Genomic DNA, 22,940 nt, shown 5'->3' on the forward strand with positions numbered 1-22,940 from the left:
CCCGGCGGACCGGCCCATGACCGGACCAACCCCCTTGTTTATATGCTGAATTGAGAGAGAAGTCAGAATGTCTGTGCCGCTGATGTGCTTCGTCCTGGCATGATCCGGCTCATGACTGATTCGCTGCTCCTGCCAGAAGGTGCCCGCATATTCGTCGCCGGGCACCGCGGCCTCGTCGGGTCCGCCGTGGCCCGCCGGCTCACCGCGGACGGCTACGAGGTCCTCACCCGCGGCCGTACCGAACTGGATCTGCGCGATGCCGCGCGCACCGCGGACCACCTGAGGAACATCCGGCCCGACGCGGTCGTGCTCGCCGCCGCCAAGGTCGGCGGCATCATGGCGAACAGCACCTACCCGGTCCAGTTCATCGAGGAGAACCTGCAGATCCAGCTGAGCGTGATCGCCGGTGCGCACGCCGCGGGCGTGGGCCGGCTGCTCTTCCTCGGCTCCTCCTGCATCTACCCGAAACTGGCACCGCAGCCGATCACCGAGGACGCCCTGCTGACCGGCCCGCTGGAGCCCACCAACCAGGCCTACGCCCTCGCGAAGATCGCCGGGATCGTGCAGATCCGGTCCTACCGGCAGCAGTACGGGGCCTCGTACATCTCCGCCATGCCGACGAACCTCTACGGCCCCGGTGACAACTTCGACCTGGAGACCTCGCACGTCCTGCCCGCGATGATCCGCCGCTTCCACGAGGCCCGCGCGGAGGGCCGGGAAGAAGTGGTGCTCTGGGGCTCCGGCAACCCGCGCCGGGAGTTCCTCCACGTCGACGACCTCGCCGCCGCCTGTGCGCTGCTGCTGCGCTCGTACGACGGTGACGAGCCGGTGAACGTCGGCTGCGGATCTGACCTGACCATCCGTCAACTCGCCGAGACCGTGGCGGAGGTGACCGGATTCGAGGGGCGGATCGGCTGGGACACGTCCAGGCCCGACGGCACCCCGCGCAAGCTGCTCGACATCGCACGGCTCAGTTCGCTCGGCTGGCGGCCGGGCATCGCGCTGCGGGACGGCATCGCTGCCACGTACGCGGCGTGGCAGCGCGGCTGACTCCGTTCGAGCCGACTCCGTTCGAGTCGACGTCGTACGGGTTGAATTCGTGCGAGTCGAATTCGTACGAGGTGAATCCGTACGGGTTGACTTCGTGCGACGGGGGCGGGGTCCCTCCGGCCTCATCCGCGGGTGCCGGTCAGTACGCACCGCGACCGTCGACGACGGCGCGGAGCGTACGGGCCATGACGTCGACGTCGCTGGTGAACGACCAGTTGTCGACGTACTGGAGATCGAGCTGGACGGCTTCGTCCCAGGAGAGGTCCGAGCGCCCGCTGATCTGCCACAGCCCGGTCATGCCGGGCCGCACGGCCAGCCGCCTGGCCTCCGTCTCGGTGTAGAGCGCGGCCTCCTCGGGCAGCGGCGGGCGCGGGCCGACCAGGGACATGTCACCCAACGCCACGTTGACCAGCTGCGGGAGTTCGTCGAGCGACGCCCGGCGCAGCAGCCGGCCGGCCCGGGTCACCCGCGGATCCCGGCGGATCTTGAACAGCGGGCCGTCGACCTCGTTGGAGGCGGTGAGCTCCGCCTTGCGGGTCTCCGCTCCCAGGTGCATGGTGCGGAACTTCCACATCACGAACGGTGAACCGGCCTGCCCGATCCGCTCCTGCCGGTAGAAGACCGGCCCGGCCGAGCTCAGCCGGACCGCGAGCGCGATCACCAGGAACAGCGGAGAGAGCGCGATGAGCCCCAGCGCGGCGCCCACCCGGTCCGTGACTGATTTCAGCACGGGCTGAACCCCGCGGCGGACCGGTGGCACGACGCGCAGCAGGGCCATTCCGGCTGCCGAGGTGGGCTCCAGACGCTTCACGGAAATCTCCACCAGGCCCGGAGCCAGGGCCAGTTCGACCCCCGCGTCGTGCAACGCCCAGGACATTCGGCGTAATCGGTCGCCGGTCATGCTCGCCCCCGGCGCGACCAGGACGACATCGGCCGCCAGTTCCAGGGCGGCGCCCAGCAGGGGGGCGGTGTCGTCCCGGGGGACGGCGGGTGCGCGGGACGCCAGCCGGCCCGCCGGCCGGGAGCCGCTGTTGATCGCCCCCTCGCCGACCGCCACGATGCCGACCACGACGTACGGATGGTCGGTCCGCCCGGCGAGATGGTCGGCCACGTCGTCGGCGGCGGCCGGTTCGCCGACCACCAGGACCCGGGTCACGACCTGCGCCTTGCGCCGGGCCGCCGCGAGGTGGCGGTAGGTCGCCTTGTGGCACACGAGAGTGAACAGCAGAGCCGGAAGGAGCGCCGCCAGACACAGCAGCGGCCCGTGGTGCAGCTCCGGAGCGCCCGACGCGACGGACAGCACGCCCAGCACGCCGAGCAGGATCAGCCAGTCGTGCAGCACGGGCAGGGCGCCCCGCGACTCGCCCAGGACCCGCTTGCCGTAGCGGTGCCGGAAGGTCTGGACCCCCAGCCAGGCGACGGCCACGGCGGCGGCCGGCCCGAACGCGTACGGCTGATCCTGGGAACGGAAGAACAGTGCCACCGGCAGCGCGGCGCCGATCAGGTCGGCGAACAGCGCGGCCGGCAGGTACCACCGTGCTTTCAGGCGCATCCCGTGCGGGACTGCGCCTGATGAAGTGCTGATGTCGGACGCACGTGATTCAGGCGTTCGGACATGCCACATGTACCCCCCAGGCACGTGTTGACTGACTTCGTTCCCCACGTCGATTCCCCGATCGACGAACAGGCGTCGCAACAGGGACAGTACGACAAACTCCGGGCCGCACAATGCCGTTTACGTAAACGTTGCGACCGATTGGCCCCCCGGGTATCTGTGGAGACCATGTGGAAGACGTGTCGATCTTGTGGCCTCCAGTTCTATGATTGGCCACTCTTCCGGACCGGGCGAACGGCCGTACCGTAGAGCGGGCGGCTCTTGGAAGGAACGACCATGGCGCAAGCGCCGGTACGACCATTGACGCACCGCCGCCCCTGGGCCGGCGGGCGGCGGCTCCTGTTACCGGGCATCGGGCTGGGCCTGCTGCTCATCGGCCTGTTGGCAGGCAGCGGCATGGCCTGGACCCCGTTCACCGAGGGCGGCAGATCCCTATCGGCAGGGGCGGGCGCCACGACGCCGTCCGGCGCTCGGGGGTCGACGCGGGCCGGGGCCGCCACGGCCCTCCCGTTCGACCTGCCGTCGGCCGGTACTCTGCGCCGGAGCCAACACCTGGTGTTCGCGCACTACTTCACGCCCTACCCGCTCTCGCTGGACAACCAGCCGGCCGGGCAGGACTACTACAGCCGCAACTACCTGACGGCGCAGGGGGAGGGCGGCAAGCACGCCGCGTACGGGGGACTGCTGCGCGACCGTCCGCTGCCCGTGCCGCAGCAGAGCGGCGACTGGCAGCTCGCCAACCTCGAACGGGAGGTCCGCACGGCCAGGAACGCGGGAATCGACGGTTTCAGCGTCGACATCCTCGCGCTGTCCGGGCCCAACTGGGACCGCGTCAACCTCCTGCTGAAGGCGGCTGCTTCCGCCGACCCCGGATTCCGGATCGTGCTGATGCCGGACATGACGTCCCTGCACACCGACCCCAGGACCCTGGCGGACGCCCTCGCCGGGCTCGCCGCGTCCCCGGCCGCGTACCGGCTGGGCGACGGCCGTCTCGTGGTCTCGCCCTTCAAGGCCGAGGCCCACAGCCCCGGTTGGTGGTCGCAGCTGACCACTCGGCTCGACCGGCGGTGCGGCATCAGGACGGCGCTCGTCCCGCTGTTCCTGAACTTCACGGCGAACGCCCAGCGCTTCGCGCCGATCAGCTACGGCTTCTCCGAGTGGGGCAACCGCAGTTACACGGCCCAGGCCGGGGCGACGGCGGACACCGCGCTGGCCCACCGTCTGGGGAAGAAGTGGATGCAGCCGGTCTCGGTACAGGACGCCAGGCCCAACCAGGGGGTGTACGACGAGGCGGGCAACACCGCGACGCTGCGGGCCAGTTGGGGTCACGCGATCGACGACGGGGCGGACTGGGTCCAGCTCACCACCTGGAACGACTACTCGGAGAGCAGCCAGTTCGCGCCGTCGCTGCACAACGGCTACGCCTACCTCGACCTCTCCTCGTACTACCTCACCCGATTCAAGACGGGCGGCTGGCCCCGGATCGTCCGCGACACCGTGTATCTGACGTCGCGTGTCCAGTTCGCCGCCGCGACGCCCACTTCCGGCCGCCAGCGGCTGCTGATGAGCCCGCGCGAAGGCTCGGCGGCGCCACGCGACAGGGTGGAGGTGCTCACCTTCCTGACCGCGCCCGCGACGCTGGACACGGTGGTCGGGACCAGCAGGGACCGTCGCCGGGTGCCCGCCGGGGTCCGGCCCACGCTACTGCCGCTGCACCCGGGCCGGAGCTCCGCGACCGTGCGCCGCGGCGGCCATCCGGTGGCCGCGGTGGCCGCTCGCCATCCGGTGGAGCGGCGGTTCGCGGTCCAGGACCTCCAGTACTACGCGGCGACGAGCGGACGCCCGGCCGCACCGTGACCGGCGGCCCGCTCCCCGGTGGCGTTCTCCGGGGAGCGGGCCGCCGGCCGCGCGGTTCCTCAGGGGCGGTCGCGGGTCACGGGTACGAGACGACGGTGGACGGTACCGTCGAGGTCCCCGAGGTGGGTGAACCCGTGTTGTTGATGACGTGGTTGTACTGGCCCATCCCGCCGAGCGAGACGACCAGCAGGTCGTGGAACTTCACCCCGGCCTTGTCGGGAGCGGCGAAGCCGTGGTCCTGCTGGATACCCGGGTCCGCGGTGAAGTTGCAGTAGCTGCCGAGTCCCCAGCCCTCGTGGGTGTTGACCGAGTCGGCGACCTTGTAGGCGGCGTAGCCCTTGGTGTTGCCGTCCTGCACCGCGGCCTGGTTCGGGGCGTCGTACGCCTTCTCGTTCTGGAAGAAGATCGTTCTGCCGTTCTCGCCGTTCCACTGGACGTCGTACTTGTTGAAGTGCTCGACGAAGAGCCCGGTGGCCAGCACACTGTCGCCGTTGACGGTGAGCCCGTAATCGGCTCGGTTCGTGTCCCAGCCGACCCCGTCACCGTGGTCGGCCCGCCAGAGCCAGGTGTGGTCGATGATCGTGTTGTTGCTGTTGATCTCCATGCTGGTGGTGGCCTTGCCCGCGCCCGCTCCGCCGATCCGGACGAAGACGTCCTGGACCGTGGTCGGGTTGGCGGAGTGGTCGGCCGACGAGCCGTCCGGACCGACCTGGAGGAGGACGTCGGAGTTGGTGGTCCCCGCGTCGATGAGTAGACCGGCCAGTTTCACGCCGTCCACGTCGGCGACCTTCATCGCCGTCACCCCGTTGTCCGGGACGATCGTCGCGTACCCGAGGCCCAGCACCACCGTGTCGGCGCGGTTCACGTCGATCGACCGGTCGACGTGGTAGATGCCCGGCGTGAACAGCAGGTCGAGACCCTGGTCGAGCGCCTGGTTGATGGTCTCGGCGGTGGCTCCCGGCTTCACCACGTAGAACTGGGTCAGCGGGATGGATTCACCCTTCGGGGTGCCGTTCTCCCAGGTCGTGCCGCTGGCGTCGGTGCGCTTCTCGGGCGCGAAGACCTTGTACTCGTTCCCGTCCAGGTACAGGAACGGTTTCTCCCGGGAGACCGGTGTGGTGTCCAGGGTGGTGTACGTCGGGTTCGGGAAGCCCTGCGCGGGCGCCCCCTTGACCCCGGAGAACACCATGTTCCAGACCCCGTTGGCCCAGCCGCCGACCGAGCTGTCCCGGGTGTACCACTGCTGCTGGGAGTACGGCCCCACCGTGCCGTCGATCTTGCTGTCGGCGATGTAGCCGCCACTGGCCCAGCCGTATCCGGCGGGCGCCAGATTCAGTCCGCCCCTGACGTGCATCCGCCGGAACGGCGCCGCCTGCGCGACGGCCCAGCGGTCCGTGCCGTTGACCGGCGTGAGCGCGAGGTTCTCCGCCGAGCGCCAGAAGTTCTGGGTCGCGTTCCCGTTGAACCACCCCGCGTCGACGGTCACGTCACCGTTGATGCCGGTGTTGTCGGGTGACAGTCCGAGCCCGGCGATGGAGGTGTAGAAGCCGAGCTGGGCGTTGATGTTGTTGTACGTGCCCGGTTTGAAGAAGAAGGCATCGCGCCCGGTGCCGAACTGGGCCGACTCCTGCTGCTTGAACACGGAGTCCAACTGGCCCTGGATGTCCGGGGTGGACGGATCGAAGACATGCACGTTCGGGCCGAGATCACCGCCGCCCGGCAGATCGGCGGCCTGTGATTTCGAGGGGGCGACCACGAGCAGCGCCGCTGCCAGGGTGGCCGCCGCCACCATCGACAGCCTTGTCCTTCGTCTTGTGGGGGGAGCAAGCATGGGCAATCTCCTGTAGTTGGCGACTCATTGACGAGCCTTCAAGAACTGAAGAGCGGAGGGGGCTTGGGAGCGCTCTCTGACGGCATGGATCGTTCTCCTGGCCAGCCTTCACGTCAAGAGTTGTGAACAAAATGGGCCGGGCGACCCGTGATTCATCAACTCTGTTGCCGAGTACGGCATTTACAGGTCCGACCTGTGACGGAACCACGCCGAATCGTTGACATGTACCAACCGGACGGTGAATTGTGATGCTCGAAATACCAGTGTTCCAAGCATGTTTGCGCAGAAATCGCACATTTAACTGTTCGGTACGAACGGAGAACACTCCTTGCGAATCCTTCGAAGCCGCCCCAGACAGGGCGCGGCCGCCGCGGTGTCCGCGCTGGTGCTCGGCCTCACCACCCTGACCGTCCCGGCGACGCAGGCGCACGCGGCGGCGACGCCGTCGGGTGTCCTCGACAGCGGTACGAAGAGCGTCACCTGGCAGAGCCCGGTCTACGCCAAGGGCACGGTCGACGGGCCCACCAAGTGCGGTACCCCGGCCGAGGACCCGAACAACGCCAAGTGCGCCCGCTTCGACCTGACCGTCAACCCGCCGGCCGGTGAGTGGGACGACAATCCCGAAGGCGGTGTCCCCGTCTCCATCCAGTGGGAGACGCCCACCGACGACTTCGACATGTACATCTACGACGCGGACAACAAGCAGGTCGCGTCGAGCGCGGGCACGGCCGACCCCGAGGCCACGGTCATCCCGAAGGCCTCGGGCACCTACCACGTCGTCGTCGTTCCCTACGACGTCCACGACAACTCCTTCACCGGCAAGGCCTACCTCCCCGAGTCCACCGACGCGGGGAGCCTCACCGGCTTCACCGGTTCGCACGGCACGTACGACATCGCGGCGGGCGACCTCAAGACCCGCGCCTCCTTCTTCACCGACGAGACGATGCGGCTCCAGGCCTCCCCGGACGGCGACCTCGCCGACCCGCCGGGCAGCCACATGATCCAGAACCAGCCCGAGGCCCAGCGGAACACCTCGGCCTTCGACGCCGGTTCCTACTACGGGATCCGCTCGAAGGGCGTGGTGCTGCGCGTCTACAAGAAGCCGCTGAAGTTCGCCCTGTACAAGGCGGACGACCGTACGGTCGTCTGGGCGGAGGCCGACCCGCTGCGCTGGACGACGGGCGGGATGCGGCAGAGCCTGAAGCGCGGTGCCAAGGAGCAGTTCTTCGGTGGCGGCGAGCAGAACGGCAGCTTCTCCCACCGCGACCAGGTGATGAACGTCGGCAACAACACCAACTGGAACGAGGGCGGTTACAACAACTCCCAGCCGTTCTACATCTCTTCGGCCGGATACGGCGTCTTCCGTAACACCATGACGCCCGGCACCTACGACTTCGGCTCGCCGGTCCGCACCGGCCAGCAGGAACGCCGCCTGGACGCCTACTACTTCACCGGTGACACCAAGTCGGTCATCGGCAAGTACACCTCCATGGTGGGCAAGCCGTTCATGCCGCCGGTCTACGGCCTGGAGCCGGGCGACGCCGACTGCTACCTCCACAACGCGAACCGGGGCGAGCGTCACACCCAGGACGCGGTGAAGGTCGCCGACAGCTACGCCGACAACCAGATGCCGCTCGGCTGGATGCTGGTCAACGACGGCTACGGCTGCGGCTACGAGGACCTGTCGCAGACCGGGGCGGGTCTCAACAAGACCCATGCCCAGCTCGGACTCTGGACGCAGAACGGACTGCCCGACCAGGCCGCCGAGGCCAAGGCCGGGGTGCGCGTCCGCAAGCTGGACGTCGCCTGGGTCGGCAACGGCTACGGCATGGCCCTGGACGCCTGCGACCAGGCCAAGGCCGGTATCGAGGACAACAGCGACGCCCGCGGCTTCGTCTGGATGCCGGTCTCCTGGGCCGGAGCCCAGCGCTGCGGCGTGCAGTGGAGCGGTGACCAGAGCCTGTCCTGGGACTACATCCGCTGGCAGATTCCCACCTACGCCGGTGCGACGCTGTCCGGTATGGCGTACAACACCGGGGACGTCGGCTCCATCTACAGCCACGACCCGAAGATGTACGCGCGCGACCTCCAGTGGAAGGCCTTCCTCCCGGCCATCATGACGATGGACGGCTGGGCCAGCGACATCACCACCAAGAAGCCGCACGACCAGCAGCCCTGGCTGGACGGTGAGCCGTACACCTCCATCAACCGGAAGTACCTCCAGTTGAAGGAGCGGCTGCTGCCGTACATGTACACCCTGTCGAAGGACGCGACGAAGACCGGTGTCGGGGCGGTGCGCCCGCTGTCGCTGGAGTACCCCGACGACCCGGCCGCGCTGGGCCCCGACGCCAAGTACGAGTTCATGTCCGGCTCGGACTTCCTGGTCGCGCCCGTCTACAGCGACACCGACGTCCGCAACGGCATCTATCTGCCGAAGGGCACCTGGACCGACTACTGGACGGGCAAGACCTACCAGGGCCCGACCACGGTCAACGGCTACAAGGCACCGCTCGACACCCTCCCGCTGTTCGTCAAGGGCGGCTCGATCGTGCCGATGTGGCCCAAGGGCACGACGTCCTGGGAGACCCGGGACAAGGGCGAGCTCGACTACGCCGTCTACCCGAAGGGCACCACCGACTACACGCTCTACGAGGACGACGGGGTGACCCGCAAGTTCGCGAAGGGCGCGTCGGCCACCCAGCACGTCCAGGTGAAGGCGCCCACCCACGGTAAGGCGGCCACCACCATCAAGGTGGGCGCGAGCGTGGGCAGTTACACCGGCAAGCCGGCCACCCGCTCGTACCACTTCTCGGTGCACGGCACGGACGCGCCGGCGCAGATCGCACTGGACGGCAGCCGGCTGCACGAGCTGGACTCCGCCGAGGCGTTCGAGGCGGCCGGATCCGGCTGGTACACCGACCCGAAGACGGGCGTCACCGAGATCAAGACACCGTCGGTCTCCACCGGCCATGCCTTCTCGCTGACGCTGCGCCGTCGATGAGGTAGTTCCGGACCACCGGCAGGCGCCGGTCAGGGGCCGTTCACCCACGGCCGCTGACCGGCGCCCGTGCGTCCGGGCGGTCCCCCGGGCACAGCATCAGGATTCGCCATGGACACGATCGCCACCTGGGACCCGGCCGCCCTCGCGGCGGCAGCCGTGCTGGCTGAGGACCGCGAGACCGGGCCGCACCGCTGCCCGCGAACGGACGCTCTGCGTTCGTCGGGCTCCCCCTGACGGTTCATGATGGTCCCGACGCACGCGCACCTGCACCGGGCAGGGCGGACGGGGGAGAGGTTCGGATGGGCGAGGGCACGGAACACGACGGCCGCCACCGGGACGACGGAGCGGACGGCACCGGCACCGGCCTGGGCCGCAGGCACTTCCTCGGCGCAGCCGCGGTGGGTGCCACCGGCCTCACAGCAGGGCTGGTCGCCGGATGTGACGCGTCGCCGGGCGGCAGCGCCGGTGCCTCGCCCCGCCCCACCGCGTCCAGCTCCGCCGGTGGAGTCAGGTCCGCCGCCGACGCGGAGCGGGCGCGGCCCGGCAGCCCCGACTGGCGGATCCGCTCGCTGGGACCGCCCGAGGCGGTCCAGGGCTACACGGACAAGGTGAGCGTGCTGCCCGGCGAGGAGTTCGGGCTGCACGTCTCCACCACCGCACCCGGCTTCCGGGTCTCGGCCTACCGGGTCGGCTGGTACGGCGGGGCGCAGGCCCGGCTGGTCTGGCGGTCGGACCGGGTGGCCGGAGCGCACCAGCGGCAACCGCGGACGATCTCCTCCACCCGCAGCGTACGGGCGGACTGGGAGCGCACCGTCGGCGTGCACACCGAAGGCTGGCCGGCGGGTGCGTACCTGCTCCGGCTCGACGCGGAGAACGGGCACCAGCGGTACGTCCCGCTGATCGTCCGCTCGGCGAGCGCCGCGGGCACGACCCTGCTGATGCACGCCCCGGCGACCTGGCAGGCGTACAACACCTGGGGCGGGTACAGCCTTTACCAGGGTGAGAACGGCGCGTACACCTCACGGTCGCTGGCCGTCGGCTTCGACCGGCCGTACGACGCGAACGGCGCCGAGAAGTTCATGGTGTACGAGCGTGCGGCGGTGGTCCTCGCGGAGCGGCTCGGCATCCCGCTCGCCTACACCACGGGACTCGACGTCCACCTCGCCCCGTCGGTGCTCCAGGGAGCCACGACGGCCGTCTCGCTCGGCCACGACGAGTACTGGACCCCGGAACAGCGCCGACACGTCACCCGGGCGCGCGACACCGGCACCAATCTGGTCTTCCTGGGTGCCAACACCTGTTTCCGCCGGATCAGGCTGGAGCACGGGCCGTCCGGCACCGACCGCACCGTGGTCTGCTACAAGACCGCCTACCAGGACGACCCGCACTTCGCGGACCACCACGGCCTGCCGACCCACGACTTCCGCCAACCGCCCGCCGCGGACCCGGAGTCCACCCTGACCGGCGTCTTCTACGAGGGATTTCCCACCGACGCGCCCTATGTCGTCCACAGTGCGGACCACTGGCTCTTCGAGGGGACCGGGGTGAAGCGGGGTGACTCGTTCAAGCACCTGGTGGGCGTGGAGTACGACCGGGTCACGCCGGGCGCGCCCACACCGGCGCCGCTGGAGATCCTGGCCCACTCCCCGCTCGTCTGCAACGGCCGGAGCAGCCACTCGGACTCGGCCTACTACACCGTCCCGAGCGGCGCCGGGGTCTTCGCCTCCGGGACGATGCGGTGGGTCGAGGGTCTGATGGCCGGGACCCGGGACGGCGGGCGTGATCACGGTATGGACGCCCGGACGAGGGCCTTCGTCACCCGCACCACCGAGAACCTGCTCCGGGCCTTCGCCACCGGTCCGGCGGCGAAGGCCCGGCCCGCGCCGAAGGACAACGTACGGAGCGTGTACGCGAGCTGACCGACGCCGGACAACCGCTCCGGCCGTCGCCTGGTCCGGACCGCTGCGGCCTGTCCTCGCTCAGCCCCGGTCCGGCTCGGCCGTCCGGAGGTCCCTCACCATCACCGAGAACCGCTCCTGCCGTTCGGCCTCGGTGAAGCCGATGGCGAGATAGAAGGCCCGCGCCCCCGGGTTGCCGCCGCCGACGCTCAGCTGCAGCCCGCGGACCCCGCGCTCCCGCAAGGCTTCCAGCAGAACGGTGATCAGCCGCCGGCCGAGGCCCGCGCCCTGACCGCGCGGCAGGATGTCGATGTGCAGATGGGCGGGGAACCTGTCGTACAGGGCGTCGCCCGCCGACGGGCCCGGCTGGTGGACCTGGGCCACCCGCTGCCAGTCACGGGTGCCGTCGCCCGGGTCGTGCGCCATGGATTGCGGGTAACGCAGCCGCAGCGGCGGATACCACTCCTCCTCCAGCCACTTCTCGTGCGCGGCGGAGTCGGCCGTCGCGACGACATAGCCCAGGACGCCGTGCTCGTCCGCCGCGATGAAGGTCAGGCCCGGATCGGCGACGGGGTAGGGGCCGGCGAAGACGTGCCCCAGCAGATCGGGGTCGCTGTACAGCGCGGTCGCGTCCCGGCCCGAGTCGCCGGTCTGCAGGCAGACCCGGTACATCCCCGGCAGGTCGAACGGCTGGTAGGGGCGTATCTCGATACTCATCGGACCGGCACACGCCCGGTCGGTTCGGCTGTCATCCGGGCAGCGTATGTGATCGGGTCAGCACGGGACGCGGGAGGTACCCGGGCGCGGAGGGCCCCCGGCGCTCAGCCGCCGGTGGCGCGGCCGAGATAGGTGAGCGGCCCCGGATCCGCCACCGGTATCTCGTGGAAGCCCAACCGGTCGTAGAACGCCCTGGCCGGGGTGTTGGCCGTGACCATCCCCAGGTGCACGGCGGGCACCCCCTGCTCCGCCAGCGCGGCGAGGAAACGCGTCATCAGCGCCCGCCCGAACCCCGAACGCTGGTGACCGGGCAGCAGATCGATGTGCAGATGCGCCGGGTACGCCGACAACTCGGGCAGCAGCATGCGCTCGGGGCGGTGCAGGAGCGCGGTCATCTGATCGGCCGGTGTCCGCAGCGGCCCGGACGGGTCCGGATACCGGTCCGCGACGGTGGGCAGCCACTCCTTGCGGAACCGCTCGACGAACCCGGCCGTGTCCGCGGTGCCGAGGACGTACCCCACGGCGGAGCCCGCGTCATCGACGACGAACGTGAGACCGGGCTCCAACTCCGCGTACGGGGCGGCGAAGACGCTGCCCAGCAACGCGTGGTCGGGGTACAAGTGCCGTGCGTCGCCGCCCTCTTCGCCGGTGCGGACGCAGATCTCGTACAGGGCGGGACGGTCCTGGGCGCGGTAGGGGCGCACGAAAGGCTGAGTCGTCACACAGGCAACCATGAGGGATGTGGGAGCGCTCCCGCAAGCGGTATTCACGGGCCGCGACGACCGGTTGCGTCAGCTCAGTGCCCGGTCAACTCGTACGCCCACAGCCCGTCCAGGTCGGCGCGCCGGGTGAAGCCGGCCCGGGTCAGGACGCGCTGCGAAGGCAGGTTGCCGGGGTCGGTGGTGGCCAGCACCGTGTGCACACCGGGCAGTTCGAGCGACCAGTGCGCGAGGGCGACCACCGCGTCCGTGGCCCAGCCGGCGCCCCGGGCCGACTCCGTCAGGTCGTAGCCGATCTCCACCGAACCGTCGGAGGGCGGCCCGTGGAAGCCGATGCCGCCGAGCGCCGCACCGTCCGTGGTCCGCTCGATCACGTACAGGCCCCAGCCGGGCAGGAAGGCCCCCGCCTCGGTGGCCATGGCGACCATCTTCGCGGCGATCTGGGTACCGCTGCCGGGGGAGCCGTCGAGCCAGTCCAGGCCCGCCGTGCCGCCCTCGGCGAGCACGGCGGCTGCGGCGGGTGACTGCTCACGCAGCCTCAGCCGTCCGGCGTCCAGGACCAGCAGACCGTCTTCGCGGAAGTAGTTCAGGGTCATGACGTCGGGCCACCTCGGTGCGGGAGGGTGGAGACCAGCGGCTCCAGGAACACAACGGGTTCAGTATCCCCCGGGCGGTCGAACGGAGGCCCCCGGCCGCGATTCCCACGTTACGATTCGCGCTCATGAGCACTCCTGACCAGAGCGAAGCCGTGGACACGGACCTGACCGAACCGGGGACGCCGGGCCTGACACCGCGTCAGGCCCGGCGGATACGGATAGTGGTGGCATCCGTGATGATGGCCGCCGTCGCCGTGGTGCTCGTGGAGCGGATCACGAGCCGTTCGTCCCTGCTGGTCGTCGCGGACTACGGGACGGCCCTGATCCTCTGCGGGGTGGTGATCGAACTCAGCCGCAGCGGGCGCACCAGGATCGCGAGCTGGGTCCTGGGTGTGGGGCTGGTGGCCGCGGTGGCCGCGGACTGGCTCGTACTGCCCTGACTCCGGCTCCGTGCCCCCGATCCCGCTGCCCGGGTGCTACGCGCCCTCGCCCGAGCCGCTTCCCGACGTCGAGGCCGCCTTGATGCCCTTCGTGATCTCGTCCATCACGGAGAGCTCGGGCGCCTTGGCGTTGATGTCGAACCCGGAGCGGACGACGATGAGCATGTTCTTGGCCTGGGGCGAGGGGAAGGCCAGCGACTGGACGTAGCCGTCGTCGCCCTTCTTCGTCACGACCTTCCAGCGCACCAGATAGCCCTGCTGTCCGGCGACCGTGACCGCCTGGGATTCGAGCTGCTGGTGCGAGGTGATGCCCGACGAGGAGTCGCCGTACGACTCCTTGGCGTTGGTGGAGATGTCCTTCTCCGCCGCGCCCTTGGCCGTGGTGGCCGAGAGCTTCAGGGCGACCGCAGGCGCGGAGAACACCCCGCCGCGCACGCACTCGGCAGGGGCCCCCTTGGAGTCGGTGCCGCTGGCGCAGGTGTACTTGCCGATGGTCACCCCGGCCCCGACGGTCCCCGATTGGCCGGTCCAGCCGTCGGGTACCGGGATGCTGATCCCGCTCGCCGCGTCCGTGGCGTAACCGTCCTCGGTCGGCGGCGTCTGCTGCTGGGGGTCCTGGTTGCCGCCCCCGTCACTGCTCCCGCCGCCGCTTCCGTCGCCGCCTCCGGTCCCGCCCGGTACACCGGGGCGGCCAGGTGCCTTGGACGGGGCGGTGGACGGAGCCGTCGCCACGTTCCCCGATCCGTGGCCCGAGCCGTCCGTCAGCAGGTAGATGCCGCCGCCGACCGCGGCAAGCACCACCACGCCCGCCGTGACGGCGGCGCCGATCCGGACCCTCCGGCGCCGGACCGCCGTGGGCGGCACGCGGAGCAGGTCGGTCCACTGGCTGCCGTCCCACCAGCGTTCCTGGGCAGGGCCTATTCCTGTATACCCGGGGTCTCTGTGCCAGCCGGGCGGGCTTGTCTGGGTCACAGGGGTCACCGTAGTTGGGCTGAGTGAAAATCGCATGAAACCAGGTCGTGGCCGAGCCCCCGCCGACGGTGCCCGCCGACGCCCGTCGGCGGTGTCAGCGGTCCGGGAATTCCGGCAGCGCCGCGGTCAGCCAGCCGATCCAGTACCGTTCCAGGTCGATGCCGCCCCGCAGCACCAGATGCTGAAGCCGGGCCTCGGCCGACAACGCAGGTTGCGCGAAGTCCCGCTCCTCGATCGCCAGGTACTCCGCCAACTGCCGTTCGTGCAGCCGGAGATGACGCTCCATCTCGGCGCCCAGGCCCTGCTGCCCCACCACGGCTGACGCGCGCAGCCGCAGCAACAGGGGATCGCGCACCGGCCGGGGGTCCTCGCTCCTGCCCACCCAGGCGACGAGTTCGGCGCGGCCCGCGGGCAGGACCTCGTACTCCCGTTTCCGTCCCCGGGACGGCTGCTGCGGCAGGGCCCGGATGAAGCCGGACTCCTCCAGCTTCGCCAGCTCCCGGTAGATCTGCTGGTGCGTGGCCGACCAGAAGTATCCGATCGACTTGTCGAACCTGCGGGTCAGCTCCAGCCCCGACGACGGCTTTTCGAGCAGGGCGGTGAGGATCGCGTGCGGGAGTGACATGCGGGCATCCTAAGGAGTTGTCCCGGACAGGCCCTGACCACGGCTCAGAGCCACGCGGCCAGTTCGGTGCCCTGGCGTACGGCGCGCTTCGCGTCGAGTTCGGCGGCGACGTCCGCGCCGCCGATCACGTGCACGGGATGCCCCCCGGCCCGCAGCGCCTCGTACAGCTCCCGCCGGGGCTCCTGGCCCGCGCACAGCACGACCGTGTCGACAGCGATGACCTTGCTGACGCCGTCGACCGTCACATGCAGTCCCTCGTCGTCGATCCGGTCGTAGGCCGCGCCCGCGACCGTCGTCACCCCTCGGTGCTTGAGCTCGGCGCGGTGGATCCAGCCCGTCGTCCTCCCCAGCTCCGCCCCGACCTTGGTGGGCTTGCGCTGGAGCAGATACACGGTACGGGGCGACGGGGCCCGCACCGGCTCGCGCAGACCGCCGCGTGTCCGGTGTGCGGTGTCGACGCCCCACTGCCGGAAGAAGACCTCCGGGTTCCGGCTCGCCGACTCGCCGCTGTCGGTGAGGAACTCCGCGACGTCGAAGCCGATGCCGCCCGCCCCGATGACCGCCACGCGCGGGCCGGCCTGTGCGCCGTCCCGCAGGACGTCGAGATAGCTGAGGACGCTCGGGTGGCCGAGGCCGGGGATGTCAGGGGTGCGCGGGGTGACGCCGGTGGCGAGGACGATCTCGTCGAAGCCCTCCGAGGTGAGCGTCCCTGCGGTGACCAGGGTATTCAGCCGGACGTCCACGCCGTGCAGTTCGAGCTGGACCCGGAAGTAGCGCAGGGTCTCGGCGAACTCCTCCTTGCCCGGGATCCGCCGTGCCACGTCGAGCTGGCCGCCGATCTCCGCGGCGGCGTCGTAGAGCGTCACCGTGTGGCCGCGCTCGGCCGCCGACACGGCGAAGGCGAGTCCGGCGGGACCGGCGCCGACCACGCCGATGCGCTTGCGCCGACGGGTCGGCGACAGCACGAGTTCGGTCTCGCGGCAGGCGCGCGGGTTGACCAGGCAGGAGGTGATCAGCCCACTGAAGGTGTGGTCGAGGCACGCCTGGTTGCAGCCGATGCAGGTGTTGATGGTGTCGGAACGTCCCTGCCCGGCCTTGGCCACGAACTCCGGGTCGGCCAGGAAGGGGCGGGCGAGCGAGACCATGTCCGCACAGCCGTCGGCGAGCAACTCCTCGGCCAACTCAGGGGTGTTGATCCGGTTGCTGGTCACCACGGGAATGGTCACCGCCCCCATGACCTGCTTCGTCACCCAGGTGTACGCGCCACGCGGCACCGACGTCACGATGGTCGGGATCCGGGCCTCGTGCCAGCCCACCCCGGTGTTGATGAGGGTGGCGCCCGCCGTCTCGATCCGCTGGGCGAGCGCGATCACCTCCGCCTGCGAGGAGCCGCCGGGGACGAGGTCGAGCATCGAGAGCCGGTAGACGATGATGAAATCCGGCCCGACCCGCTCCCGCACCCGGCGGACGATCTCCAGCGGGAAGCGGGTGCGGTTCTCGAACGACCCGCCCCAGCGGTCCTCGCGGTGGTTGGTCCCCGGCGCGAGGAACTCGTTGATCAGATAGCCCTCGGACCCCATGATCTCGACGCCGTCGTACCCCGCGCCGCGGGCCAGTTCCGCTGCCCGTACGAAGTCCTCGACGGTCTGCTCGACCTCGGCGTCGGTCAGGGCGTGCGGCGTGAAGGGGCTGATGGGTGCCTGGATCGCGCTCGGGGCCACCAGGCCGGGGTGGTACGCGTACCGCCCGAAGTGCAGGATCTGCATCGCGATCCGGCCGCCCGCCCGGTGTACGGCCGCGGTGACGACCGCGTGCTGGGCGGCCTCCTCCTCGGTGGTGAGTTTGGCGCCGCCGTCCAGCGGCCTGCCCTGCTCGTTGGGGGAGATCCCGCCGGTCACGATCAGCCCCGCACCGGCGCGGGCGCGGGCCGCGTAGAACTCGGCCATCCGCTCGAAGCCGCCCGGGGTCTCTTCGAGGCCGAGGTGCATCGAGCCCATCAGGACACGGTTGGGGAGCGTCGTGAATCCGAGATCGAGGGGGCTCAGCAGGTGGGGGTACGGGCTCATCCGGTGCCTCCGTGCGCAGGGGTGGTCAGCCATTTCTAGACCACCCGGAACTCTTTATGCAACAAGTTGCAGAATGGGCTGCGTCACTGCGTCGCTGCGGTCGCTGCGGTCGCTGTGTCACGTCGGGGCTCCGGGCCCGGGGCCCCGAGAGCCTGGCCCGGTTCGGCGGACGTAATCTCGGACCATGCATGTGCTCATCCTCGGCGGCACTACGGAGGCCGGACAGCTGGCCGCCGAACTGACCGCCCGTCCGGGGCTACGGGTGACGACATCCCTGGCCGGACGTGTCGCGCGGCCCAGGCTCCCCGCGGGGGAGGTCAGGATCGGCGGCTTCGGTGGCGTCGAGGCCATGACCGACTGGCTGTCCGGACAGCGTGTCGACGCGGTGGTCGATGCCACCCACCCCTTCGCCGCCGCCATCAGCGCGAACGCGGTGCGGGCGGCGCGGGCCGCCGGGGTCCCGCTCACCGTGCTGCGCCGACCGGGCTGGCAGGCCGTACCGGGCGACCGCTGGCACAGCGTCGCCACCCTCGCCGAGGCCGCGGCCCTGCTGCCCTCCCTCGGCCGGCGGGTCTTCCTCACCACCGGCCGGCTCGGCCTCGCCGCCTTCGCGGACCTCGGCCAACTCCACTTCCTCGTACGGTCGGTGGAGCCCCCCGGTCCGCCGCTGCCGGCCGACGCCGAGGTGCTCCTCGACCGGGGCCCGTACACCGTCGACGGCGAGACGGCCCTGCTGCGCGCGCACGCCATCGACGTCCTCGTCACCAAGGACAGTGGGGGACGGGCGACCGCCGCCAAGCTCACCGCTGCCCGTGCACTGGGCCTGCCGGTGGTCGTGGTGCGGCGGCCACCGGCGCCCCGGGACGTGACCGTCGCCGAGGACGTCGCGGGAGTCCTGCACGTACTCAGTCCGACTGGTCCCGGTCCCGGCGCAGCAGATAGGTGTCCATGATCCAGCCCTTGCGGTTCCGGGCCTCGGACCGCAACTCCTCGATCTGCCCCGCGACTTCGGACAGCCGTCCGGACACCAGGATCTCGTCCTCGGTACCCACGTAGGCGCCCCAGTGGATCACCGGATCCTTGTCCATGTGGTGACGGAACGACTGGTGCGCGTCGAGCATCACCACGACATCGTCCACCCCCTCCGGCCATCCCTCGGCCAGACGGCGCCCGGTGGTGATCTGCACGGGTCCGGCAACCCGGTTGAGCCCGGTGCGGTGCCGGGCCACCAGCGCCGACACGCTGCTGATCCCAGGAATCACCTCGTACGTGAAGGCGACCGAGCCCCGCTCCAGGATCTCCTCCAGGATGCCGAGCGTGGAGTCGTACAGCGCGGGGTCCCCCCACACCAGGAAAGCGCCGCACTCGTCGTCGCCCAGGTCTTCGGTGAGCATCCGCTCGTAGATGTCGGCGCGCGCCCGCCGCCAGTCGTCGACGGCCGGCGAGTAGTCCGCGCCCCCGGCCCGGCGGTCCCGTTCCGGATCGCGCGCCTCGACGAGCCGGTAGCCACGGTCGTGCCGGATGTGTTCGTGCAGGATGTCGTGGCGCAGCCGGATCAGATCCGACTTCTCCGCTCCCTTGTCGAGGAGGAAGAAGACGTCCGTCCTGTTGAGCGCCTTGACCGCTTGAATCGTCAGATGGTCGGGGTCACCCGCCCCGATGCCGATCACATAGATCTTTCTCACCCCGTCGAGTCTGCCTCATGGGCCTCGGGTCTCTTACGGGGCCGTCGACGGCGCCTGTCCGGGGCGAGGAGTACGGCACTACGGCGGCGGTCGGTCAGGCGCGGGTCAGCAGGGGCGCGCAGGCCTTGGCGTCGACCGGCCCGCGCAGCCGTCCCGCGAGCTGTTCCGCCCAGGCGGTCAGCCCGGTGATGTCGATTCCGTACGGCCCGCTCTCCCGGTAGGCAGTGAGTCCGTCCGCACCCCTGCGCAACAGGCGTGCCCCGCCTGCGGTGTTCCCGCGGGCGGCGTGCGTCAGCCCCACGGCGAGCTGCGCGAGCCCCCGCCACAGTGCTCGTTCCGTCTCGGGCCCTGCCTTCCAGGCGTCCTCGAAGACCTCGTGGGCGTGGAAGGGCATCCCGGCGTCGAGCAGCCGCTGGGCCTCCCGCACGGTCTCCGCCGGACGGCGCACCACGCCTTCCGGCTGACGCTCCACACCCGCGGCCCCATAGGGAAGAGGCCGCCCGAGTCCGTCCCGGGGCCGCGCACTGCGCGCGCGTCCCTCTGCGTCGCGATCTCTCATGTCGTTCATCCGCTGATTGTCGCCCGGCTGCCGTCCGACCAGGCGGAGTCGGACCTTCGCTCGGAGTGAGGTATGGTTCTCATGCAGGTCAGGCCAGGGGAAACCCCAGGTCAGACGGGCATCGGGACGTGGCGCAGCTTGGTAGCGCACTTGACTGGGGGTCAAGGGGTCGCAGGTTCAAATCCTGTCGTCCCGACTTGAGAGAGTCGAGGTCAGGGCCGGTTTCGGAGAAATCCGAAACCGGCCCTTGACTATTTCTGGAGATCCGTTGGGGCCCGGCGTGCCTTGACCGGTGCCAGCGGGCGAGAGCGTGCCGGCTCGGCGGGGTGCGCAGCATGCCGAGGTCCGCGATCCGCCTTCCTGGAGGAGTGCGGGATCTCCTACCTGATGGCGATCCCGAAGAACACCGATCGCATCGATGCCGCCGATGCCACCGAACACCCGGGAAGACAGCGAAGTTGACGGCACGCCTGCCGGAACGCGCCTTCACCCGCCGGGCCTGTGGAATCGGCGTCAGGGGCTTCCTCGCCTACGACTGGACCGTGATCGAAACCCCCGACGACCGTCGCCCTTGCTGCCGAATAAACCACCAGTGCCGCGCCCCCCCTAGTTTCCCCAGTCCCATGAGCCGAAGTACGCAGCGGCCCCGGTGCGACGGGCCTCCAACACCGCCTCCAGCCGGGCGAAGTCCCGTCGTGGCATGAGCGCCTGCCATTCCGCCAGCGGCAGCACACGTACCTCGTCGTGTTCGGCCGGGTCCAGGGTGAGGGTCTGGATCTGGCCGGTGGTGAGCCGGCCACCGTCGAAGACGAAGCCGATCGTGGCATAGGGCCACTCCGCTCCTGGCTGACCGAAGATCGACGCGAGGAGCTTCACGGGACCCTCGAAGCGGATCCCGGTCTCCTCCCGGCACTCCCGCAGGGCCGTCTCCCACGGGCGCTCGCCCGGATCCATCGTTCCGCCGGGCAGTTGCCACGGATGCGTACGGGAGTACACCGCCCTCAGTTGCAACGGGTGGTCGTGCTCGTCGGTGAAGAGCAGGCACGCGAACGCCGTCGCCTTCAGCACCGTTTCGGCGTATTCCTCAGGTGGCATCCACGCCGGGCTCACGCCGTGCTCCTCGAAACCTGCGGGTGGTTCTTCGCCACCCGCAGGAGAGAGGGGCTGCTCGTGGATCGGATGTGTGGTCAAGGTTCTCTGACCTTCCTGAGGACGTGTCCGAGGTGCTGGGGGGGGGCGAGGACGGGCCGGGCGGCGGGCGTGGCGCGTGTGCGTCTTCGGGGGTGCGCGAGGGATCGGGCAACAGCCCGGCCGGTGTGCCGCAGAGACACGGGATCTCCTCGTCGCCGGGCGACGTCGCCCCGGCGGCACGGGGAGCGGATCGCCCGCAGGCAGGTCGTCCCACGTCGTCCCCCTCCGACGGTCGCGGCTGTGTCGTCGGGCTCAACGACACAGCCAGGGTTTCGAACGCATGTTTTTCGGTCGCTTCGAGAGCCCGGCACTCAGCGGATCGTGACGGGCGCATCGGGGGCGGCCCCTTGTCTCGCAAGAGCTCATCAGCGCGGGGGAGTTGGCTGAAACTCTGAGGTCCTGCCGACGGTGGAACGATGGATTGTGCCGGGGAGGCCGAGTCCGGCGAGGACCCGGTCGGCCCGGTGGCGCCAGGTGTGCTGGTGGAGGACTTGACGCCGGGCTTCCTCACCGAGCGTCCGTCGCAGGGTTTCGTCGGCGAGGAGTTCGGTGACGGCGTCGGCCCAGGCGTCCGCCTCGGCGGGTGGACACAGAAGGCAGTTGACACGGTCCTGGAGGATCTCGCGCAGGACGGGCAGATCGGAAGCGACGAGGGCACGGCCGTGGGCCATGTACTCGAAGAGCTTCATCGGGGAGGCCCAACGGCCGGTCTCGCAATGGCCGTCGGCGGTGTAGATCTTCGACTGATAGGGGGCCAGAACGACGTCGAAGAGCGGGTAGTACGCGCTGACGGCGCCCGGTGGGCGGTGCCCGTGGAAGTGGGCGTTGGCGGGGCGGCGGGAGCTGCTCCAGCGTGCGAGGTCCTCGTCGGTGCCCCCGATCAGATGGAAGTCGAGGTCGGGGAGCCGGTCCGCAAGGTCCAGGACGAGGCCGATGCCGCGCCCTTCGTAGAGGTGCCCGATGTAGCCGATGCGGGGTGCGTCCGGGCGCCCCGGCAACTCCGGCGGGGCCGTTGGGCGGGCGGATGCGTCCGGTGGGTCGGAGCCTTCCGGTGCGACGAGGATCGGTGCGGTGTCCAGGTGGCCGTAGGCGCGCTCGTAGTCGCGCGCGAGTGCGTGGGTGATGACGACGATCCGCGCGAGCGAATCCCGCTGGAGCAGGCGGTGTTCGATGCGCAGGGTGTTCGGATCGTCCCGCAGGCGGTGGCTCTCGTACACGAGGGGTGCGACGTCGGCGGCGGCGGTGAGGCCGTACAGGTCGTGGCCGTAGATCAGGTCCGGGGCGGCGTCACGGGTCAGCTGGGCGCGCACCCGTTCGGCGCGTACCCGGTATCCGGCCGGGGTGTAATCAGGGCTCGGGACCGTGTGGACGGGGAAGCGGTGGCGGACGCCGTAGTAGGCGTACGCGTCGTCGACCGTGTACGTGCCGGGCGCGGTGTAGAGCGAGACCCTCGTGACCGGCTTCGGCGAATGCGTCGCACATGCGCATACGGCCTACTCCTGTGTCGCTGTCAGCGCGGGCGGCCGGTGGTGGTCGGTGGCGGACGCCCGGCGGGGCGTGCGGTCCGTCGGGTCCACGGGCGTCTCCTTGGGGTGGGGCGCTGTGAGGCGGCAGTGGCACGTGAGCAGTACGGAAGCGGGCCGGTCGCCCGGAGCGTTGCCGGGGCGAGTTGCGCGGGTGGACCGGGTCGGCTCCGCGCGGGGGGTGATCCGGGAGGGGTGATCCGGGCGCGGGCAAAGGGAGTTCTGCCCCCTGACGAGTACGCGGTTGCCCGTCATCCCCGGCAGGGTGACGGCTCATCATCGCGGGTGGTCGTGAGCTTTCCAAGAGCGGCATTTCGGCCTGTTTCACGGTTGGTTGCCCACCCGTGGCCGCGTGTGACGGAAGCGGTCGGAGCTGATCCGGCCAGGAAGCGCAGGGCGCCGGGGCAGGTGCCGGAGCTGCGGAGGTGCGGCCGAAAACAGAAGTCCGGTCCCAGAGCGGTACCCCCGCGGCCGACGGGGTCGTGGGTCCCGGTCGGGTGCTCGGCCGCGGTCGCGTGGGCCGTACGGACGGGGGCGGGTCCGCAGCCGTGGGACGGGCCGAAGCCGCCTTCCGGACAAGTCGTGGCTGGACAGT

19 protein-coding genes and 1 tRNA gene are annotated in these 22,940 nt (G+C 70.3%); 8 read left to right on the forward strand and 12 right to left on the reverse strand.

The annotated features are described in order from the left end of the window. Positions 1–111 precede the first annotated feature (111 nt). Positions 112–1,050 carry a GDP-L-fucose synthase gene (locus NBY69_RS22410; protein ID WP_250303054.1) on the forward strand — a complete coding sequence of 313 codons (939 nt, stop codon included), beginning with the start codon at positions 112–114 and terminating at the stop codon, positions 1,048–1,050. A 139-nt stretch (positions 1,051–1,189) separates the two neighbouring features. Here NBY69_RS22410 and NBY69_RS22415 read toward each other — a convergent pair whose 3' ends face one another. After that, complete coding sequence (locus tag NBY69_RS22415) at positions 1,190–2,602, reverse strand: sugar transferase (RefSeq protein WP_250303056.1); 1,413 nt, start codon at positions 2,600–2,602, stop codon at positions 1,190–1,192. Between the two features lie 339 nt (positions 2,603–2,941). Between NBY69_RS22415 and NBY69_RS22420 the strand changes: the two genes are divergently transcribed. Next, a complete protein-coding gene (locus NBY69_RS22420; RefSeq protein ID WP_250303058.1) occupies positions 2,942–4,522 on the forward strand; it encodes a glycoside hydrolase family 71 protein in 1,581 nt (526 codons plus the stop codon). Between the two features lie 76 nt (positions 4,523–4,598). Here the strand turns inward: NBY69_RS22420 and NBY69_RS22425 are convergent, their stop codons facing one another. Further along, positions 4,599–6,314 (reverse strand): coagulation factor 5/8 type domain-containing protein, encoded by a 1,716-nt coding sequence (locus tag NBY69_RS22425; RefSeq protein ID WP_250303151.1) that lies wholly within the window; start codon positions 6,312–6,314, stop codon positions 4,599–4,601. A gap of 367 nt (positions 6,315–6,681) precedes the next feature. Between NBY69_RS22425 and NBY69_RS22430 the strand changes: the two genes are divergently transcribed. From NBY69_RS22430 to NBY69_RS22435, 3 genes are all read left to right on the forward strand, one after another. Then, positions 6,682–9,354 carry a TIM-barrel domain-containing protein gene (locus tag NBY69_RS22430; RefSeq protein ID WP_250303060.1) on the forward strand — a complete coding sequence of 891 codons (2,673 nt, stop codon included), beginning with the start codon at positions 6,682–6,684 and terminating at the stop codon, positions 9,352–9,354. A gap of 108 nt (positions 9,355–9,462) precedes the next feature. Continuing rightward, the gene (locus tag NBY69_RS37400) at positions 9,463–9,588 is read left to right on the forward strand and encodes a hypothetical protein (RefSeq protein ID WP_266645761.1); all 126 of its coding nucleotides are present in this window, start codon (positions 9,463–9,465) and stop codon (positions 9,586–9,588) included. Between the two features lie 65 nt (positions 9,589–9,653). Further along, on the forward strand, positions 9,654–11,273 hold the full coding sequence (locus NBY69_RS22435; RefSeq protein WP_250303062.1) for a N,N-dimethylformamidase beta subunit family domain-containing protein: 1,620 nt from the start codon (positions 9,654–9,656) through the stop codon (positions 11,271–11,273). Positions 11,274–11,333: 60 nt separating this feature from the next. Here the strand turns inward: NBY69_RS22435 and NBY69_RS22440 are convergent, their stop codons facing one another. From NBY69_RS22440 to NBY69_RS22450, 3 genes are all read right to left on the reverse strand, one after another. After that, positions 11,334–11,969, reverse strand: coding sequence for an N-acetyltransferase (locus NBY69_RS22440; protein WP_250303064.1), 636 nt, complete (start codon positions 11,967–11,969; stop codon positions 11,334–11,336). A gap of 104 nt (positions 11,970–12,073) precedes the next feature. Continuing rightward, a complete protein-coding gene (locus NBY69_RS22445) occupies positions 12,074–12,703 on the reverse strand; it encodes a GNAT family N-acetyltransferase (protein ID WP_266645758.1) in 630 nt (209 codons plus the stop codon). 62 nt (positions 12,704–12,765) lie between these two features. Further along, positions 12,766–13,284 carry a GNAT family N-acetyltransferase gene (locus tag NBY69_RS22450; protein ID WP_250303067.1) on the reverse strand — a complete coding sequence of 173 codons (519 nt, stop codon included), beginning with the start codon at positions 13,282–13,284 and terminating at the stop codon, positions 12,766–12,768. Positions 13,285–13,409: 125 nt separating this feature from the next. Here NBY69_RS22450 and NBY69_RS22455 point away from each other — a divergent pair, with 125 nt between their 5' ends. Beyond that, positions 13,410–13,724: a hypothetical protein gene (locus tag NBY69_RS22455; RefSeq protein ID WP_250303069.1), complete on the forward strand. Its 315-nt coding sequence runs from the start codon at positions 13,410–13,412 to the stop codon at positions 13,722–13,724. Between the two features lie 36 nt (positions 13,725–13,760). Here the strand turns inward: NBY69_RS22455 and NBY69_RS22460 are convergent, their stop codons facing one another. The 3 genes from NBY69_RS22460 to NBY69_RS22470 form a co-directional block, all read right to left on the reverse strand. Continuing rightward, the gene (locus NBY69_RS22460) at positions 13,761–14,696 is read right to left on the reverse strand and encodes a DUF2510 domain-containing protein (protein ID WP_250303071.1); all 936 of its coding nucleotides are present in this window, start codon (positions 14,694–14,696) and stop codon (positions 13,761–13,763) included. A gap of 94 nt (positions 14,697–14,790) precedes the next feature. After that, positions 14,791–15,321 carry a PadR family transcriptional regulator gene (locus tag NBY69_RS22465; protein ID WP_250303072.1) on the reverse strand — a complete coding sequence of 177 codons (531 nt, stop codon included), beginning with the start codon at positions 15,319–15,321 and terminating at the stop codon, positions 14,791–14,793. Between the two features lie 44 nt (positions 15,322–15,365). Then, positions 15,366–17,387: an FAD-dependent oxidoreductase gene (locus NBY69_RS22470; protein ID WP_250303075.1), complete on the reverse strand. Its 2,022-nt coding sequence runs from the start codon at positions 17,385–17,387 to the stop codon at positions 15,366–15,368. 184 nt (positions 17,388–17,571) lie between these two features. Here NBY69_RS22470 and NBY69_RS22475 point away from each other — a divergent pair, with 184 nt between their 5' ends. After that, complete coding sequence (locus NBY69_RS22475) at positions 17,572–18,339, forward strand: cobalt-precorrin-6A reductase (RefSeq protein ID WP_250303077.1); 768 nt, start codon at positions 17,572–17,574, stop codon at positions 18,337–18,339. On the opposite strand, the gene cobF is transcribed toward NBY69_RS22475, so the two are convergent. Together cobF and NBY69_RS22485 are read right to left on the reverse strand one after the other, a co-directional pair. Continuing rightward, entirely contained in the window at positions 18,293–19,072 is a 780-nt protein-coding gene (cobF, locus tag NBY69_RS22480; RefSeq protein ID WP_250303080.1) for a precorrin-6A synthase (deacetylating), read from the reverse strand. The genes NBY69_RS22475 and cobF overlap by 47 nt on opposite strands. 94 nt (positions 19,073–19,166) lie before the next feature. Then, the gene (locus NBY69_RS22485; protein WP_250303082.1) at positions 19,167–19,640 is read right to left on the reverse strand and encodes a DUF309 domain-containing protein; all 474 of its coding nucleotides are present in this window, start codon (positions 19,638–19,640) and stop codon (positions 19,167–19,169) included. A 113-nt stretch (positions 19,641–19,753) separates the two neighbouring features. On the opposite strand from NBY69_RS22485, the gene NBY69_RS22490 reads away from it, so the two are divergent. Next, positions 19,754–19,827 (forward strand) — tRNA-Pro (locus NBY69_RS22490). Positions 19,828–20,237: 410 nt separating this feature from the next. On the opposite strand, the gene NBY69_RS22495 is transcribed toward NBY69_RS22490, so the two are convergent. Both NBY69_RS22495 and NBY69_RS22500 read right to left on the reverse strand, forming a co-directional pair. Continuing rightward, positions 20,238–20,741 (reverse strand): NUDIX domain-containing protein, encoded by a 504-nt coding sequence (locus tag NBY69_RS22495; RefSeq protein WP_250303084.1) that lies wholly within the window; start codon positions 20,739–20,741, stop codon positions 20,238–20,240. A 446-nt stretch (positions 20,742–21,187) separates the two neighbouring features. Further along, on the reverse strand, positions 21,188–22,132 hold the full coding sequence (locus NBY69_RS22500) for a glycosyltransferase family 4 protein (RefSeq protein WP_250303086.1): 945 nt from the start codon (positions 22,130–22,132) through the stop codon (positions 21,188–21,190). Positions 22,133–22,940 lie beyond the last annotated feature (808 nt).

It is taken from the genome of Streptomyces sp. A 4/2, assembly GCF_940670765.1.
GTDB lineage: Bacteria > Actinomycetota > Actinomycetes > Streptomycetales > Streptomycetaceae > Streptomyces.